Genomic DNA, 14,801 nt, shown 5'->3' on the forward strand with positions numbered 1-14,801 from the left:
TGCCGCTCCCACTGCATCAGCCGTGGCGCTCGCCACAGACCGGACAGCCCGGATCGCGCACGACCTTGACGCTGCGCCACTGCATACCAAGCGCCTCCAGGCGCCACAGCCGTCCGCTCAGCGTCTGGCCCATACCCGCCAGCAGCTTGAGCGCCTCGGCCGCCTGCATCGCGCCTATCATGCCCACCACCGGGCCAAACACGCCAGAGGTGGCGCAAGTCATGGTATCCGGCTCATCAGATTCCGGAAACAGGCAGTGGTAACAGGGTGAACTGGCCTGACGGGTATCGAACACACTGATCTGCCCATCAAAACGGATGGCTGCCCCCATGACCAGTGGCTTGCCCAGACGGACGCAGACCCGATTGATTGCATGGCGCGTCTCGAAATTGTCGGTGCAATCCAGCACCACATCGGCATCCGCTGCCAGGGCTTCCAGCCCGGCCTCATCCAGCCGCTGGCAGACGGCCTGCACCTGCACTTCCGGGTTCAGGCGCGCAAGCGCCTGCTTGCCGGATTCGGCCTTGTATTCGCCTACCGTGGTCGTGTCATGCAGCACCTGGCGCTGCAGATTGCTGAGTTCAACCCGGTCATCATCGACCAGAATGAGGCGTCCCACGCCTGCGGCAGCCAGATATAGCGCCGCCGGCGACCCCAGGCCGCCAGCACCGACCACCAGCGCGGTACTGTCCAGCCAGCACTGCTGGGCTTCTATGCCCGCCTCATCCAGCAGGATGTGGCGGGCATAGCGCAACAACTGATCGTCATTCATGACGGCCGGTCATCACTTCTTGCCGGGCACGACGCCATCGACCGTAATGCGCTGGGGCACTGCAGGCGCCGTTTCCACGACCGTCGTACCGCCAGGTCCGCCGGTTTCCACAGGCTTGCCCTCCAGCAGGTTGATCGCCTGGCGCAGCTGGAAGTCATCCGCACCGCCGAACTCGAACATCTTGAAGTCTTTCAACTGTTCCTTATCGAGTTCATTGGAACGAACTTCTTCTTCCGGCGTCTGCTTGTTCGACAGGTGGCGCTGCAGATCCGCCTCGCGCGGCAAGCGGAACAGATCGCCCTTCTCGGTATCGGACACAACGATGTCGGGTTCGATACCCTTGGCCTGGATGGAACTGCCATTCGGCGTGTAGTAACGCGAGGTGGTCAGCTTGATGCCGGTATTTTCGGACAACGGCAGGATGACCTGCACCGAACCCTTGCCGAACGTACGGTTGCCCATGACCTTGGCACGATTGTGGTCCTGCAGCGCGCCCGCCACGATTTCCGACGCCGATGCCGAACCTGCGTTCACCAGCACCACCAGCGGCACGGTCTTGGCCCATTCAGGCAATTCCCGCATGTAATTGCTTTCGCCACGGGCGAAATCAACGGGGTTGGCCAGATAACGATGGCGCGATTCCGGCGCGCGGCCATCCGTGGACACCACCAGGACGTCCGGCGGCAGGAAAGCTGCCGATACGCCGATGGCGCCCGTCAGCAGGCCACCCGGGTCATTGCGCAGGTCAAGCACCAGGCCCTTGGGCGCGCCGTCGCGGCCCAGCTCACGCAAATGCTGCACCAGGTCGGCCCCGGTGCGCTCCTGGAACTGCGACACACGGACATAGCCGTAGCCGTCGTCCAGCATCTTGCTGCGCACGCTGCGCACCTTGATGACGTCGCGCACGATGTCGATCACGATGGGTTGATCCACACCATCGCGCACAATGGTCAGGCGGATCGGCGTCTTGGGCGCGCCACGCATGAGCTTGACGGCGTCGGTCAAGGTCATGCCCTTGGTCGGCGTATCGTCGATTTTGATGATCAGGTCGCCGGCCAGCACGCCGCCACGGGCGGCAGGCGTATCCTCGATAGGCGAAATGACCTTGACGAAGCCGTCCTCTGCGCCGACTTCGATCCCCAGGCCGCCGAATTCGCCCTGCGTCGCCGTCTGCATATCCTCGAAGGCTTCTGCATCCAGATAGGCCGAATGCGGATCCAGGCTCGACAGCATGCCGGAAATGGCACCATTGATGAGATTGGTATCAGTGACCGGTTCGACGTAGTTGTTCTTGATGGCGCCGAAGACGCTGGTGAACTGGCGCAGCTCATCCAGCGGCAATGGTGTGCCGCTGCGCTCCGCCACGGCACTGATGCCGATACTGGTCAATACGCCGGCCACGGCGCCCAAGGCAACCAGGCCGAAACTCCGCGTTTTACGAGTGCTCATGCACATTCCCGTATGAAGGCCGGCGGTGGAAACGCCGGCGATAGATTGCCGCCCTGCCAGGGTATCGTGCCGCCGGGCTCAACGCGCAATGAAACGCGCCGGATCGACAGGCGTCCCACGATGCCTGACCTCGAAGTATAGGCCCGAATCCACCTGTCCGCCTGTCGCGCCCGCCAGTGCAATGGCTTCCTGACGGGCCACCGCATCACCGACCTGTTTGAGCAGGCTCTGGTTGTGGGCATAAACAGACAAGTAATCCCGGCCATGGTCAACGATGATGATATTGCCGAAGCCTCGCAGCCAGTTCGCATACACCACCGTGCCGGATTCAATGACCCGCACCGCCGTCCCTTCCGGCGCCGCGATCAGCTGGCCGCGCCACGCGCCGCCATCCGGTTTCTGCGTGCCGAAACGAGCCAGCACCTGGCCGGACAACGGCGCTTTCAGGCCCGTACGCAAACCATTGCTCAACCCTGCCTGCCCCTGGCCGCCGGGCGCCACTGCCGCCACAGCCGTCCGTTCCGTCCGTTGCACGGGCTGCGCCGGTTGTGCCGGCAGCTGCGTTACCGTCGGTTCGACAGGTGCGGGTGCTGGCGGTTCCGCAGGCCTGACATCTACGGTTTCGACCGGCTCTTCGCGCGGCAGTTCCGCCTGCGCCAAGGCAGGTGCCGGCGCGGCGGCGCTCGCCCCCAGACGCGGCCCCTCAACCTGCCGCAACGTGGAAACCGGCCCGCCTTGCGTGGCGGTCTCACGAGCAGCCAGCGCACGTTCACGTTCACTGGCGCGCTGGGCAGCACGCTCCGCTGCGGCCTTTTCTGCGGCCACCTGCTGCGCAGCGGCGCGCGCCGCGGCCTGGCGTGCCCGGCGCTCGGCTTCTGCCTTTTCGCGCGCCACACGCAATTCTTCCTGGCGCCGCAACTCGGCCTGCCGGCGCACCTCGGCAGCACGCCTCGCCGCTTCCAACTGCTTGCCCAGGTCATCGACCAGGCGGCCCAGCCGTTCATCATCGCGGCTCAGGCGACTGGCCTCGACACGCTGGGCGCGAATACGATCTTCCAGCCGCGCCAGCACAGCCGCGCGCTCTCGCTGCTGCGCCGCGCGCTGGCTGCGCTGGGCCTCGGCATCACGATTCAAGGCGACCAGACGCTCGTTGCCAGCGCGCTGCTCCGCCTGCAGCGTCTCCAGGCGACTGATTTCGGCGTCCAGGCCACGCACGGTTTCTGCGCGCGCCTGCGCCACATAATCCAGATAGGCCAGCTGACGGCCATTATCTTGCGGGTCGCCGCCTGACAGCCAAACGCTCCAGGGCGACAACTCATTGGCATATTGTTCGCGCAGCTGGCCCGCCAGAATCTGGCGGCGCTGCTCGAGATCCTTCTGCAAGGCGGCGATGTCACGCTCCAGGCGCGTCAATACCGCTTGCTGCTGGCGGGCCTGTTCGGCCAGTTCATGCAGACGCCGGTTGCTGTCGGAAAGCGCCTGTTCGGACTGGCGCAGGGCATCTGCCGCATCCTTGCGCTCTCCTTCACGCAATTCAAGTTCCTGCTGCACGGTACGAATCCGTTGCTGCAGTTCCTTGCGGCGCTCCTGCGCTTCACGCTGGCTGTCACTCACCTGCTGCGTGTCCGGCGCCGCGCCCGCCAATGGCGGCGCCAACAGCGCCAACCACAGCAAGCTCGATCGGCACAGGCGGCACCACGCGCCCGGACGGAGATTCATGATGGACAGCCCCTGTGAATGCCAGCCTTCTATTACTTCGCGGCCTTGCCCTGCGCAGCCACGGCGGCAACCGCCGCCGCGATGGCCTCGGGATCGCCCAGGTAGTAATGGCGGATCGGACGCAGATTTTCATCCAGCTCATAGACCAGCGGCTGACCCGTCGGAATATTGAGGTTGACGATTTCCTCTTCGGAAACACCATCCAGGTACTTGATCAGGGCGCGCAGGCTGTTGCCATGCGCCGCCACCAGCACCTTGCGGCCGGCGCGAATGGCCGGCGCGATGGATTCGTTCCAGAACGGCACCACGCGATCCACCGTGTCCTTCAGGCATTCCGTCGCCGGCAGGTTTTCAGCCGGCACACGAGCATAGCGCGGGTCGAAACGCGGGTGGCGCGGATCGTCGATATCCAGCGGGTTCGGTGCAATGGCGTAGGCACGACGCCAGATCAGCACCTGCTCGTCACCATACTTGGCGGCGGTCTCGGCTTTGTTGAGACCTTGCAGCGCCCCATAGTGACGCTCGTTGAGACGCCAGCTCAAGCCCAGCGGCACATACATGGCGTCCATGGCGTCCAGCGCAATCCAGGCGGTACGGATGGCACGCTTGAGAACAGACGAAAAGGCCACGTCAAAGGTATAGCCTTCGCGCTTGAGCAGCTCGCCTGCCTGCCTTGCCTGTTCGCGGCCGGTTTCCGTGAGATCGACATCGGTCCAGCCGGTGAAGCGGTTTTCAAGGTTCCACTGGCTTTCGCCGTGACGCATCAACACTAATTTATACATGGCGGGCTTTCAAAAAGAGTTGTAGAACCCGTCCATTTTAATGGCTTCGGCAGCGTGTGGCGGCGCTTGCGGCATTCCTCTGCCCATTCCCCGTGTCATTCACTGCCCCCTGGGTGCCACCGGTGTGGCGCGACTGCGGTAATATCTGCTATTCAGATCAATCCGGGCCGCATCCCTGCCGCCCGCGCCAGCCCGCAGGAAATACGAAGTGGACTTCATTTATTCGCCTGAAAACCTCATGCTCATCGCCGTGGTGCTGCTGTCCGGCATCATGCTCGCCTGGCCTGCCATCAGCCGCAGCCGCATGGGCACCAGCCTGGCACCCGCCGCTGCCGTGCAATACATCAACCACAAGAACGCCCTGGTCATCGACGTACGCACCAGCGAAGCCTTCCAGAAAGGCCATATCGCCCAGGCCCGCCACATCGCGGCCAGCGAAGTCGAGCAGAAAGCCGACGCCCTGCCCAAGAACCGGCCCCTGCTGGTTGTCAGTGATACCGGCCGCGATACGGCACGCATCATCGCCACACTGAAGGCCAAGGGCCACACCGACATCGCCAACCTGGACGGCGGGCTGCGTGCCTGGAGCCAGGCCGGCATGCCGCTTTCCGGCGGCAAACGCTAAGTTTTCCGGAGCTGCTGCCATGAATCCCGTCCGCATGTATTGCACGGCCGTCTGTCCGTACTGTGTCCGTGCCGAAATGCTGCTGCGTCAGCGCGGCGTGGAACAGATCGAAAAAATCCGCATCGACACCGACCCGTCACAACGCGATGTCATGATCGCCGCCACGGGCCGGCGCACCGTACCGCAGATCTATATTGGCGATACGCATGTCGGCGGCTTCGACGACCTGGCCGCGCTGGATCGCGCTGGCGGGCTGCAGACGCTGCTCGCCGGCTGATACCGCCGGCCTGTTACCCATTTCTATTGCAACCATTTTTCGCAGGAAACACCATGTCCGACCAGGAACAACAAGCCAACGGCCAAGCCGCACCGTCCTTCAGCATGCAGCGCGTTTACCTCAAGGACCTGTCGGTCGAGATGCCCAATGCGCCGCAAATCTTCCTGGAACAGGAAGGCCCGAAGGTGGAAGTCAGCATCAACGTCGGCGGCCAGCGCCTGGCGGAAACCGTGTTCGAATCCACCGTGACGGCCACGGTCACCACGCGCATCAACGACAAGGTGCTGTACCTGGTTGAAGGCACGCAAGCCGGTATCTTCGAACTGGCCAACATCCCCGGCGAGCAAATGGATCCGCTGCTGGGCATCGTTTGCCCGACCATGCTGTACCCCTACCTGCGTGCCAACATCGCCGACGCGATCACTCGCACCTCGCTGCCGACGCTGCACCTGGCCGAAGTCAATTTCCAGGCGCTCTACGAGCAACGCATTGCCGAACTGCAGCAGCAACAGGTGGAACAAGCCGACAGCGGCATCATTCTGCCTCCCGGCGCAACCCGCCAATAAGCCGATGTCCGCCACAAGGGAAGCTGACCGCCAAGCCCGGATTGCCGTCCTGGGCGCTGGCGCCTGGGGCACGGCCCTGGCAGCCGCCGCCAGCCGGCATGGCGATGCCATGTTGGTCGCGCGTTCACCCGAAGCCTCGGCCACATTGGCCGACACGCACGAGAATGCGCGCTATCTGCCTGGCATCAAGCTGCCCGACAACCTGCGCTACGGTCACGGCCTTGACGCCGCCCTGGCCCACCTTGCCGGCGATCACGCTCCCCTGCTCATTCTGGGCATCCCGGTCGCCGGGCTGTCAGCCACTTGCGCCAGCCTGGCCGCCGCCCTGCTGGCGCGGCCACTGCCCGGCCTGACGGTCTTGCGCACCTGCAAGGGCTTTGACGCCCAGACGGGCGAGCTGCCCTATGAAATCAGCCGCCGCCTGCTCGACGGCATTCCAGGGGTCGCCACCGGTGTGCTTTCCGGCCCATCGTTCGCACAGGAAGTGGCCCGTGGCCTGCCGGTTGCACTGACTGTTGCCAGTTCCGCCCCACACGCACGCGCCGTCACCACCATGGCACTGCATGGCGGTCCGGTACGCGTTTATGGCAGCGACGATGTCATCGGCGTGGAAATCGGCGGTGCACTCAAGAATGTCATGGCCATCGCCTGCGGGATCGCCGATGGCCTGGAGCTGGGCACCAACGCCCGTGCCGCACTGATTACCCGCGGCCTGGCAGAAATGACACGCCTGGGAATCGCATTGGGCGCACAGGCCGCGACCTTCTCTGGCCTGACAGGCCTCGGTGATCTGGTGCTGACCGCGACAGGTGATCTGTCGCGCAACCGCCGTGTTGGTCTGGCACTCGGACATGGCATGACACTGGACGCCATTCTCGCCGACGGCATGACAGCCGAAGGCGTACGCTGTGCCCAGGCTGCCTGGCAACGCGCCCTGGCCCTGAACGTCGATATGCCCATTACCGCTGCGGTCTGCCAAGTCCTTGATGGCACGCAAACGCCGGAACAGGCTGTCGCGACACTGCTGTCACGCGAAGCCAGGGCCACGGAATCACCGGCGCACCGCTGAGCCGGTCATTCCCGACCGTGTATTGAAGCCCTGTGCCTTCAAGCCAGGCTTACTGCCAGATGCTTTCCAGGGTTTTGGCATTTAGCAGCCGCCGAGCCCAGACTCTCAGGCTGCTGCCATCCGCCTGACTCAACCTCATCCTGTCTTCGGCCGACAAGGCGCCAAAACGGCTTTCCAGCTGCTCACGCAGCAGGAAAGCCATACCTTCATTGCGCCCTTGTTCCAAGCCCTTGCGGATACCAATGCGTTCCACACTGCTGATGTAGGCCATATTGCGCTCCTCCTCGAAACTTGCCAGTGATTGCCAGAAATCTTCGTCCAGGCTGGCCGGTAGCGCCAGGATGCCGTCAATGAAGATAAACAGCTGCCGGATGCGTTTGGGCGGCCAGCCATAGTCATAAAGACTGCGCACCAACTGCTTTTTTTCTTCCAGGCGCGTTTGCGGGGCACTGCGCCTGGCTGCAGCCAGTTCCGCCAGGATGACGATGGCAAAGGGATTGCCGGGGGCCAGGCGGCGCAATTCGTGCTCCTGGCCAGCCCAGTCTTGCAAATGTACCACCGGCACGCGGTAGCTCAGACTCAGAAAATCCTGACCTTTCGGAGCATAGTGATAATGCAGCGCATCCGCTTGCCTGCGGCTGCGGGTGATGATGGCGAACTGCAAGATAGCATCTGCTGGAAAACGTTCCTGAATTCTGGCGAAATAGCCATACATGCGACGAGCAAAATGGCTCGCGAGACGTTGCTGTATTTCCAGATGCAGCAGCATCAGCGTCGGCTCGCCAGACTTCAGATAAACACGTACCAGCTTATCCAGGTAACGACGGCTACGCCGACGGCCGGGAGCCAGGGCACGCAGTTCCTTATCCAAGAAATCCGGCGCGCGCGCCCAGTCAATATCGGCATGCAGAGTAGGCCAGAACAAAGCCACACAAGGTTCCAGCAAGGTTTCCAGTGCATCCTTCCAGTGGCCATCAAAGTCTGTGCCCGGCGCCTCATCCACCGCCTTAAGGGCGGACACCACCTCCGTCCTGTCCCATGCCGGTGGCGAACACACCCGGCCTGCAGCAAAGGGCAGGATCCGATATTGCATTCGGGAGGTTTCATGGGCCCGTCGCGATAACGATGGCACCTGTACCGAGCCGGCCGCTGCCGCCAGATATCCCCGCCCGCCCGGCACGCAGGCAGCGCTGGAGGCGGAAGATGCCGCCGGAGGGGCAGGGGTCAGCCATACAGGCCTCGCCCTGGACAGGGCGGACTGCCGGCGCAAGAGGCCGGAGGAGGGCATAAGCTTGCGCACGGGTGCTCCTGACAAGGCGAACAGGCATAGCCTAGCGTCAGGCGAATCGCGGCGGGACAAAAGCGTGTCAAAAACGACGCGCCCAGCGGCCGGGACCTCACCCACAACCTCCTGCGGCAATCCGTTTGCAAACGGGTGGCACACTCGGTCCCTGACGCGCCTGACCTGCGTTACGCGGCGGTCCTGCCGCCAGCGCAAGCCCGCTTAGAGAGCGCAGCCCGCGTAATCTTGCTGGCGCCAGGCTTCAAACACGGTGACGGCGACGGCATTGGACAGGTTCAGGCTGCGCTGCCCTGGCCGCATGGGCAAGCGTATGCGCTGCGGCGCCTGGAAAATCGCCAGCTCGGCCTCTGCCAGCCCGGCTGTCTCGCGGCCGAAGACGAACACATCGCCCGGCTGAAACCCCACTCCCGCAATACTGCGCGCGCCCTGGGTCGTCAGCGCAAAGCAACGCTCGGGTGGCGCCCCCGTGGCCGCCAGTGCGTCAGCCAGGGAGTCGTGTACTTTCATCGGCTGCCATTCATGGTAGTCAAGCCCGGCGCGGCGCAAGCGCGCATCATCGAGGTCAAAGCCCAGCGGGCGCACCAGATGTAGCTGCGCACCGGTATTGGCGCACAGGCGGATGGCATTGCCGGTATTCGGCGGGATTTCCGGATGAACAAGGATGACATGAAACATGGCGCTATTTTGCCACTGCCGCGCTATCTGCGCGCACTTTCGGCGCCATCAACCCCGCCCTTCCCGGTACGGACAAACGAGCTGCTGCAGCCAGCATGCCTGAATTATCACTATTCAATATGGTTGAATATCGTAATAACGATATTTCAGGTTACTGGCGATTGCGCGTACTTGGGCATTGGGCAATTGGCGTTCACTCCCTCTCCGCGTGCGCCAGCATCGACGGCCTGCCTAGCGGCGGTACCCGGGCCGCCGCCAGCACGCCGACCCATGCGGCGCCGGCAGCTTTCAAGCTCAGTGCCGCCGCACTGGCCGTGCTGCCTGTCGTCACCACATCGTCCACCAGAATGACCACAGCGCCAGGAATGGCGGCAGGACAATGAAATACGCCATCCCGGATTGCACTGCGTGCCCGCCGTCCCAGGACCGCCTGCTTGTGCGCCGTTTCATGGCGCAACAGCCAGTCCGGGCGTTCCCGCAGCATGAGCTGGCCTGCCAGATGGCGCGATAACTCACGTGCCGGGTTGAACCCGCGCCGCAACAGAGAACGCCGGCTGGACGGCACCGGCACCAGTACCGGCGCTCCAGCCTGGCACGGCAGCCCGGCAGCCCATGGCTGCTGCGCGCGCCAGGCATCGGCCATCAGTCCCGCCAGGAGCCTGGCATGGCGCAGGCGCAGCCCAACCTTGTATTGCCAGATCAGCACATCCCCCGGCGCCTCATAGGCAAAGGCATGGCACAGGGCATCAACACCCTCCAGACTGGCAGGCGGCAACTGGCCGCTGCCTTGCCGCAGCGCGGCCCGGCATACGCCGCACAAGCCGCAAAACCGGCCACTGGCAGCAGGCGCCCGGCACAAGGGGCACTGTGACGATACCCACGCCAGCAGCGGCGCTGTCCAAGCAGCGCAGCGCGCGAGCACCGCCCGCCAGTCCACCATGAGCTTACCCATTCCCACCTCCCCATTTTCATTCCTGCCCACAGACTTCACGCCGTGGCGCAAGTGCGCGTACACTGCACAGCGTCCATCCCATACCAAGCATGGTTTGCCGTCCAGCCCATGCGAGCAGAAAATGTCCACCACTCCGCCACGCCTGCCCCTGGATCCTCGTCATGTCATGCTGCAATTCTCCCGTCGTGGGGATCTGGCCGGCGGGCGCTTCCTGTATGACGAGATCGCGGCCCGCATGGAAGAGCGCCTGCGCTATATCCGTATTACGCCAGGCGCGCTGATGGATGCGGGTTGTGGCGCTGGCCATGCCCTGCCGCTACTGCAGGCGCGCTATCCGCAAGCCAGTTACGCGGGCGTGGATCACAGCGCCCCGGTGCTGGAACTCGCCCGTCTGCGCCATGCCCCCGGCAGTTTCCGTACCTGGCTGGATACGCTGCGGCGGCGTGATACGGCACCGCGTTTCATCCAGGCCGATATGGCAGCCACCGGCCTGCCTGCGGAATCCCTGGAGCTGGTCTGGTCCAATCTGGCGCTGCACTGGCATCCCCAGCCCGACGCCGTCCTGGCCGAATGGCGCAGGGTGCTGAAAGTCGGAGGCCTGGCAATGTTTTCCTGGCTGGGCCCGGGCACCTTTATCGAACTGCGGCAGGCGCTCGCCAGCGCTGGCCTGGAGACTGTCACCCCGGCGTTTGTGGACATGCATGATTTCGGCGATCAACTGGTCGAAAACGGTTTTGCCGATCCCGTCATGGATCAGGAAACCCTGACACTGACCTACGAAACGCCGGAACGTCTGCTGGAAGATGTTCATGCACTGGGCGGCAACCCTGCCGTGGGCCGACGTGCCGCCCTGCCCGGACGCCGCTGGCTGCAACGCCTGAAAGATGCACTGAACGAGCGTCGCAGCGCAGACGGCCGCATCGCGCTGAGCGTGGAAGTGTCATACGGCCATGCCTGGCGCGCCGCAGCGCGGCAGGTGGGCGGAGAGACCCGCCTATCGGTCAGCGCCATCGGCCGCAAACAGCCCTGACCCCCGGCCGCCCCTCACCAGGCATGCGGCGCGCTCAACGGCGCCAGAAGTCAGGCAGGAACAGCACCAGGACGGTAAACAACTCCAGGCGTCCGATCAGCATGGCAAACGTGCATATCCACGCCTGGAAATCCGTCATGCCCGCGTAGTTCCCCATGGGGCCGACTGCCCCCAGGCCCGGGCCGATATTGTTGATCATGGCGAAGACGGCTGTCAGGGCCGTCAATGCGTCCAGCCCGCTCATCAGCATCAGCGCGCTGAACACCCCCATCGACAGGACATACAGCAACATGAACGCCAGGATGGAGATCATCAGGCGTTGCGGTACGATGCGGCCCGCCACACGCACCGGCATCACGGCATGAGGGTGTAGCAGGCTGCGCATTTCCTGGCGCGCCTGCTTGAACAACAGCACCACCCGGATCATTTTGATGCCACCACCGGTAGATCCTGCCGAGGTACAGAAAGACCCGGCCAAGAGCATGGTCAAGGGCAGCAGAATCGGCCAGAGTGCGTAATCGGTATTGGCGAAACCCGTTGTCGTCCCCACCGATATCGTATTGAAGAAGCCTTTGCGCAAGGCGTCCAGCACCCCGTCATGCGGGTAATGCCAATACAAATAGGCCGACACCAGCACACACAGGGACAACAAGGTGGCCAGATAGGGAATCGCTTCAGGGCAGCGGCGATACGGACGGAAGCTGCGAAACCGGAAAGCCTGGAAATGCGTCGCGAAATTGATCCCGGCAATCAGCATGAAAACCATCGCCACGGCCTCTACCGCCGGGGAGTCAAAATGCATGAAGCCATCGTCATAGGTAGAGAAACCGCCCAGGCCCATGGTCGATGACATATGCGTCCAGGAATCAAACCAGGACAGGCCTGCAAAGCGATAGCAAACGAAGCACACCAGGGAAATGCTGACATAAATGGCGTAGAGTGCCTTGGCCGTTTCCGCAATGCGCGGCGTCAGTTTTTCATCCTTGATCGGCCCCGGGACTTCTGCACGGAATACCTGATGGCCACCGACCCCCAGCAGCGGCAACACGGCCACGGCCAGCACCAGAATCCCCATGCCCCCCAGCCAGACCAGTGTTGTACGCCAGAGGTTGATGGACATCGGCAGGCTGTCCAGGCCTGTCAACGCCGTCGCTCCCGTTGTCGTCAGCCCGGACATCGCTTCGAAATAGGCATGCGCCACCGTGATCGGCGTCCCGGCTCGCAAGAAATACAGGTACAGAGGGATGGCTGCCAATGCCGGCAAACTGACCCACACCACCGACACCAGCATGAACCCATCCCGGGGACGCAGCTCACCACGCCGCCAGCGGCCAAGCAGCCAGAACAGCACGCCCAGGCCGAAGGCTATCAAAAAGCTGTCCTCGAACACAGGCAGCGCACCGTCATTGGTGGCGACCGACACCGCCACAGGCAGCAGCATGGCGCATGCAAACAGCGTCACCGTCACGCCCAGCAGGTGCAGCACGGCAAAGAAACGACGGCTCATGGCGATTGCTGTCTAGTTATCAGAAGAAGGCCGCGCTGACCTGGAACAGGCTTTCTATCTGCGGAATCTGGCGTCTGGTCGGGGCGAATACGATCACATGATCATCGGTTTCGATGACCGTATCGTCATCGGCCATGATGATCTGCTCTTCGCCACGCACCAGCGCGACAATACGGGCGCCACGCGGCAAACGGACATCCTCGACCCTGCGCCCCACCACCTTGGAAGTACGCCGATCGCCATGCGCAATCACTTCCAGCGCTTCGGCCATGCCCTGACGCAAACGGTGAACCGCGACAATGTCGCCGCGCCGCACATGGCGCAGCAGTTCGCTCATGGTGGCCTGTGCCGGTGAAATGGCCACGTCGATATGGCTGCCCTGCATCAGTTCGCCATAGGCCTGCCGGTTGATCAGTGCAATCACCTTGCGGGCCCCCAGGCGCTTGGCCAGCAGCGACGACATGATGTTGTCCTCGTCGTCACTGGTCAAGGCCAGCCAGGTATCCATGTCCTCGATGCTTTCGCCTTCGAGCAAATCTTCATCCGTACCGCTGCCGTGCAGAACCAGCACATGATCCGGCAGTGTTTCAGCCAGGTATTCGCAACGCTTGATATCACGCTCGATCACCCGAATGTTGTAGCCATCGGCCGCCAGCTCTCGCGCCACGCGGATGCCGATGTTGCCGCCACCCGCAATCATGACGCGGCTGACGCTTTTCTCGGCACTGCGCACCTGGCGCACGGCGCGCCGCGCATGCAGGGTATCCACCACGACCAGCGCTTCATCGCCGACGGCCACCCGCAATTCCGGGCGCGGCAGCAAGGAGCGGCCGCGCCGCACCACATCAATGACCCTGGCATTGATCCCCGGAAACACACTGGTCAATTCATCGGTACGACGCGCCACGAGCGGGCTGCCTTCGCCCACCCGCAGCGCCATCACGCTCAGGCGGCCGTTGGCGAACTCAACCATCTGCAGGGCTTCGGGGAATTCGATCAGCTTGTTCAGGTAGCCGCTGACGCTGCGCTCCGGGCTGATCACGGCATCCACGCAAAAACCGCCTTCGCCCAGCAACTCCGGCATTTCCGGCAGTTCGGCGGAGCGTACCCTGGCAATCCGGCGCGGCACGTTGAACACCTGCCGCGCCAGCTTACAGACCACCAAGTTCACGGCGTCCAGGCTGGCACAGGCAATCAGCAGGTCAGCGTCATCGGCACCCGCCTTGCGCAGCACGGACACCTGGCAGGCATCCCCATGCACCACGCGCAGGTCGAAGTGCTCTTGCAGCGGCGCCAATTGCTCCGCATTCATATCGACAACGGTAATGTCGTTGCGCTCGGAAACCAGATTTTCCGCGACGCTGACACCGACTCGCCCAGCGCCGACGATCAGGATTTTCATGATGAACGCTTGCGCGTAGCCTCGATACCCAACTGTTTGAGCTTGCGATACAAGTGTGTACGCTCCAGCCCGGTACGCTCGGACACACGCGTCATGCTGTGACCTTCGCGTGCCAGGTGATACTCGAAATAAATGCGTTCGAAGGCATCCCGGGCTTCACGCAGCGGCAGATCCAGGGAAATTTCGCCAAGCCGGCCATTCGCAGGCGACTCCTGTTCGACGCTGGGCGCTGCCGCATCCTGCACGGCCCGCTGCGGCTGAGGCGCCGCCGGCGTGCTTGCCGTCGCCTGCGCAGGCACCACCCGACGACGGGCCAGGCCATTCTCTACGGTCTTGAGCAAGCGCTGCAGCGTGATGGGCTTTTCCAGGAAGTCGATCGCACCGATGCGCGTCGCCTCCATGGCGGTATCTATGGTCGCGTGCCCGCTCATCATGACGACCGGCATATCCAGCAACCCCTGGGCGCTCCACTCCTTGAGCAGGCTGACGCCATCGGTGTCCGGCATCCAGATGTCGAGCAGCACCAAGTCAGGCCGGAACGCCTGCCTGGCGGCCCGTGCCTGACTGGCATTTTCGGCCAGTTCGACCGTATGCCCTTCGTCATAGAGAATTTCGGACAACAGCTCGCGTATGCCAACTTCGTCGTCCACTACCAGGATTCTGGCCATAACCT

At 63.4% G+C, this 14,801-nt stretch carries 15 protein-coding genes; 5 read left to right on the forward strand and 10 right to left on the reverse strand.

Annotation, left to right across the window (positions count from 1 at the left end; genetic code table 11):
• Nucleotides 1-16: 16 nt before the first annotated feature.
• The 4 genes from ACNA1V_RS03505 to gpmA all read right to left on the reverse strand — a co-directional run bounded on the left by ACNA1V_RS03505 (nt 17) and on the right by gpmA (nt 4,722).
• Nucleotides 17-772, reverse strand: coding sequence for a HesA/MoeB/ThiF family protein (locus ACNA1V_RS03505; RefSeq protein ID WP_415832196.1), 756 nt, complete (start codon nt 770-772; stop codon nt 17-19).
• Nucleotides 773-784: 12 nt separating this feature from the next.
• The gene (locus tag ACNA1V_RS03510; protein ID WP_415832197.1) at nt 785-2,221 is read right to left on the reverse strand and encodes a S41 family peptidase; all 1,437 of its coding nucleotides are present in this window, start codon (nt 2,219-2,221) and stop codon (nt 785-787) included.
• 78 nt (nt 2,222-2,299) lie between these two features.
• Nucleotides 2,300-3,940 (reverse strand): murein hydrolase activator EnvC family protein, encoded by a 1,641-nt coding sequence (locus ACNA1V_RS03515; protein WP_415832198.1) that lies wholly within the window; start codon nt 3,938-3,940, stop codon nt 2,300-2,302.
• A gap of 32 nt (nt 3,941-3,972) precedes the next feature.
• Nucleotides 3,973-4,722, reverse strand: coding sequence for a 2,3-diphosphoglycerate-dependent phosphoglycerate mutase (gene gpmA / locus ACNA1V_RS03520; protein ID WP_415832199.1), 750 nt, complete (start codon nt 4,720-4,722; stop codon nt 3,973-3,975).
• Between the two features lie 208 nt (nt 4,723-4,930).
• Here gpmA and ACNA1V_RS03525 point away from each other — a divergent pair, with 208 nt between their 5' ends.
• The 4 genes from ACNA1V_RS03525 to ACNA1V_RS03540 are packed head-to-tail and all read left to right on the forward strand — an operon-like array spanning nt 4,931 to nt 7,259.
• Nucleotides 4,931-5,347 carry a rhodanese-like domain-containing protein gene (locus ACNA1V_RS03525; RefSeq protein WP_415832200.1) on the forward strand — a complete coding sequence of 139 codons (417 nt, stop codon included), beginning with the start codon at nt 4,931-4,933 and terminating at the stop codon, nt 5,345-5,347.
• Nucleotides 5,348-5,366: 19 nt separating this feature from the next.
• Nucleotides 5,367-5,624 carry a glutaredoxin 3 gene (grxC, locus tag ACNA1V_RS03530; protein WP_415832201.1) on the forward strand — a complete coding sequence of 86 codons (258 nt, stop codon included), beginning with the start codon at nt 5,367-5,369 and terminating at the stop codon, nt 5,622-5,624.
• Nucleotides 5,625-5,677: 53 nt separating this feature from the next.
• On the forward strand, nt 5,678-6,190 hold the full coding sequence (gene secB, locus ACNA1V_RS03535) for a protein-export chaperone SecB (protein ID WP_415832202.1): 513 nt from the start codon (nt 5,678-5,680) through the stop codon (nt 6,188-6,190).
• Between the two features lie 4 nt (nt 6,191-6,194).
• The gene (locus ACNA1V_RS03540) at nt 6,195-7,259 is read left to right on the forward strand and encodes an NAD(P)H-dependent glycerol-3-phosphate dehydrogenase (protein ID WP_415832203.1); all 1,065 of its coding nucleotides are present in this window, start codon (nt 6,195-6,197) and stop codon (nt 7,257-7,259) included.
• A gap of 49 nt (nt 7,260-7,308) precedes the next feature.
• On the opposite strand, the gene ACNA1V_RS03545 is transcribed toward ACNA1V_RS03540, so the two are convergent.
• The 3 genes from ACNA1V_RS03545 to ACNA1V_RS03555 form a co-directional block, all read right to left on the reverse strand.
• Nucleotides 7,309-8,280, reverse strand: coding sequence for an RpnC/YadD family protein (locus tag ACNA1V_RS03545; RefSeq protein WP_415832204.1), 972 nt, complete (start codon nt 8,278-8,280; stop codon nt 7,309-7,311).
• A 483-nt stretch (nt 8,281-8,763) separates the two neighbouring features.
• Entirely contained in the window at nt 8,764-9,237 is a 474-nt protein-coding gene (locus ACNA1V_RS03550) for a tRNA (cytidine(34)-2'-O)-methyltransferase (protein ID WP_415832205.1), read from the reverse strand.
• A 193-nt stretch (nt 9,238-9,430) separates the two neighbouring features.
• Complete coding sequence (locus ACNA1V_RS03555; RefSeq protein WP_415832206.1) at nt 9,431-10,189, reverse strand: ComF family protein; 759 nt, start codon at nt 10,187-10,189, stop codon at nt 9,431-9,433.
• 121 nt (nt 10,190-10,310) lie between these two features.
• On the opposite strand from ACNA1V_RS03555, the gene ACNA1V_RS03560 reads away from it, so the two are divergent.
• Nucleotides 10,311-11,219, forward strand: a complete 909-nt coding sequence (locus ACNA1V_RS03560) for a methyltransferase domain-containing protein (RefSeq protein ID WP_415832207.1) — start codon at nt 10,311-10,313, stop codon at nt 11,217-11,219.
• Between the two features lie 34 nt (nt 11,220-11,253).
• Here the strand turns inward: ACNA1V_RS03560 and ACNA1V_RS03565 are convergent, their stop codons facing one another.
• From ACNA1V_RS03565 to ACNA1V_RS03575, 3 genes are read right to left on the reverse strand one after another with little or no spacing between them, the layout of a single operon-like run.
• The gene (locus ACNA1V_RS03565) at nt 11,254-12,726 is read right to left on the reverse strand and encodes a TrkH family potassium uptake protein (RefSeq protein ID WP_415832208.1); all 1,473 of its coding nucleotides are present in this window, start codon (nt 12,724-12,726) and stop codon (nt 11,254-11,256) included.
• A 19-nt stretch (nt 12,727-12,745) separates the two neighbouring features.
• Entirely contained in the window at nt 12,746-14,128 is a 1,383-nt protein-coding gene (gene trkA / locus ACNA1V_RS03570) for a Trk system potassium transporter TrkA (RefSeq protein WP_415832209.1), read from the reverse strand.
• Nucleotides 14,125-14,796, reverse strand: coding sequence for a response regulator (locus tag ACNA1V_RS03575; RefSeq protein WP_415832210.1), 672 nt, complete (start codon nt 14,794-14,796; stop codon nt 14,125-14,127). Before ACNA1V_RS03575 ends, trkA begins: the two co-directional genes overlap by 4 nt.
• Nucleotides 14,797-14,801 lie beyond the last annotated feature (5 nt).

The organism is Kerstersia similis, assembly GCF_965139615.1.
Lineage (GTDB): Bacteria > Pseudomonadota > Gammaproteobacteria > Burkholderiales > Burkholderiaceae_B > Kerstersia > Kerstersia similis.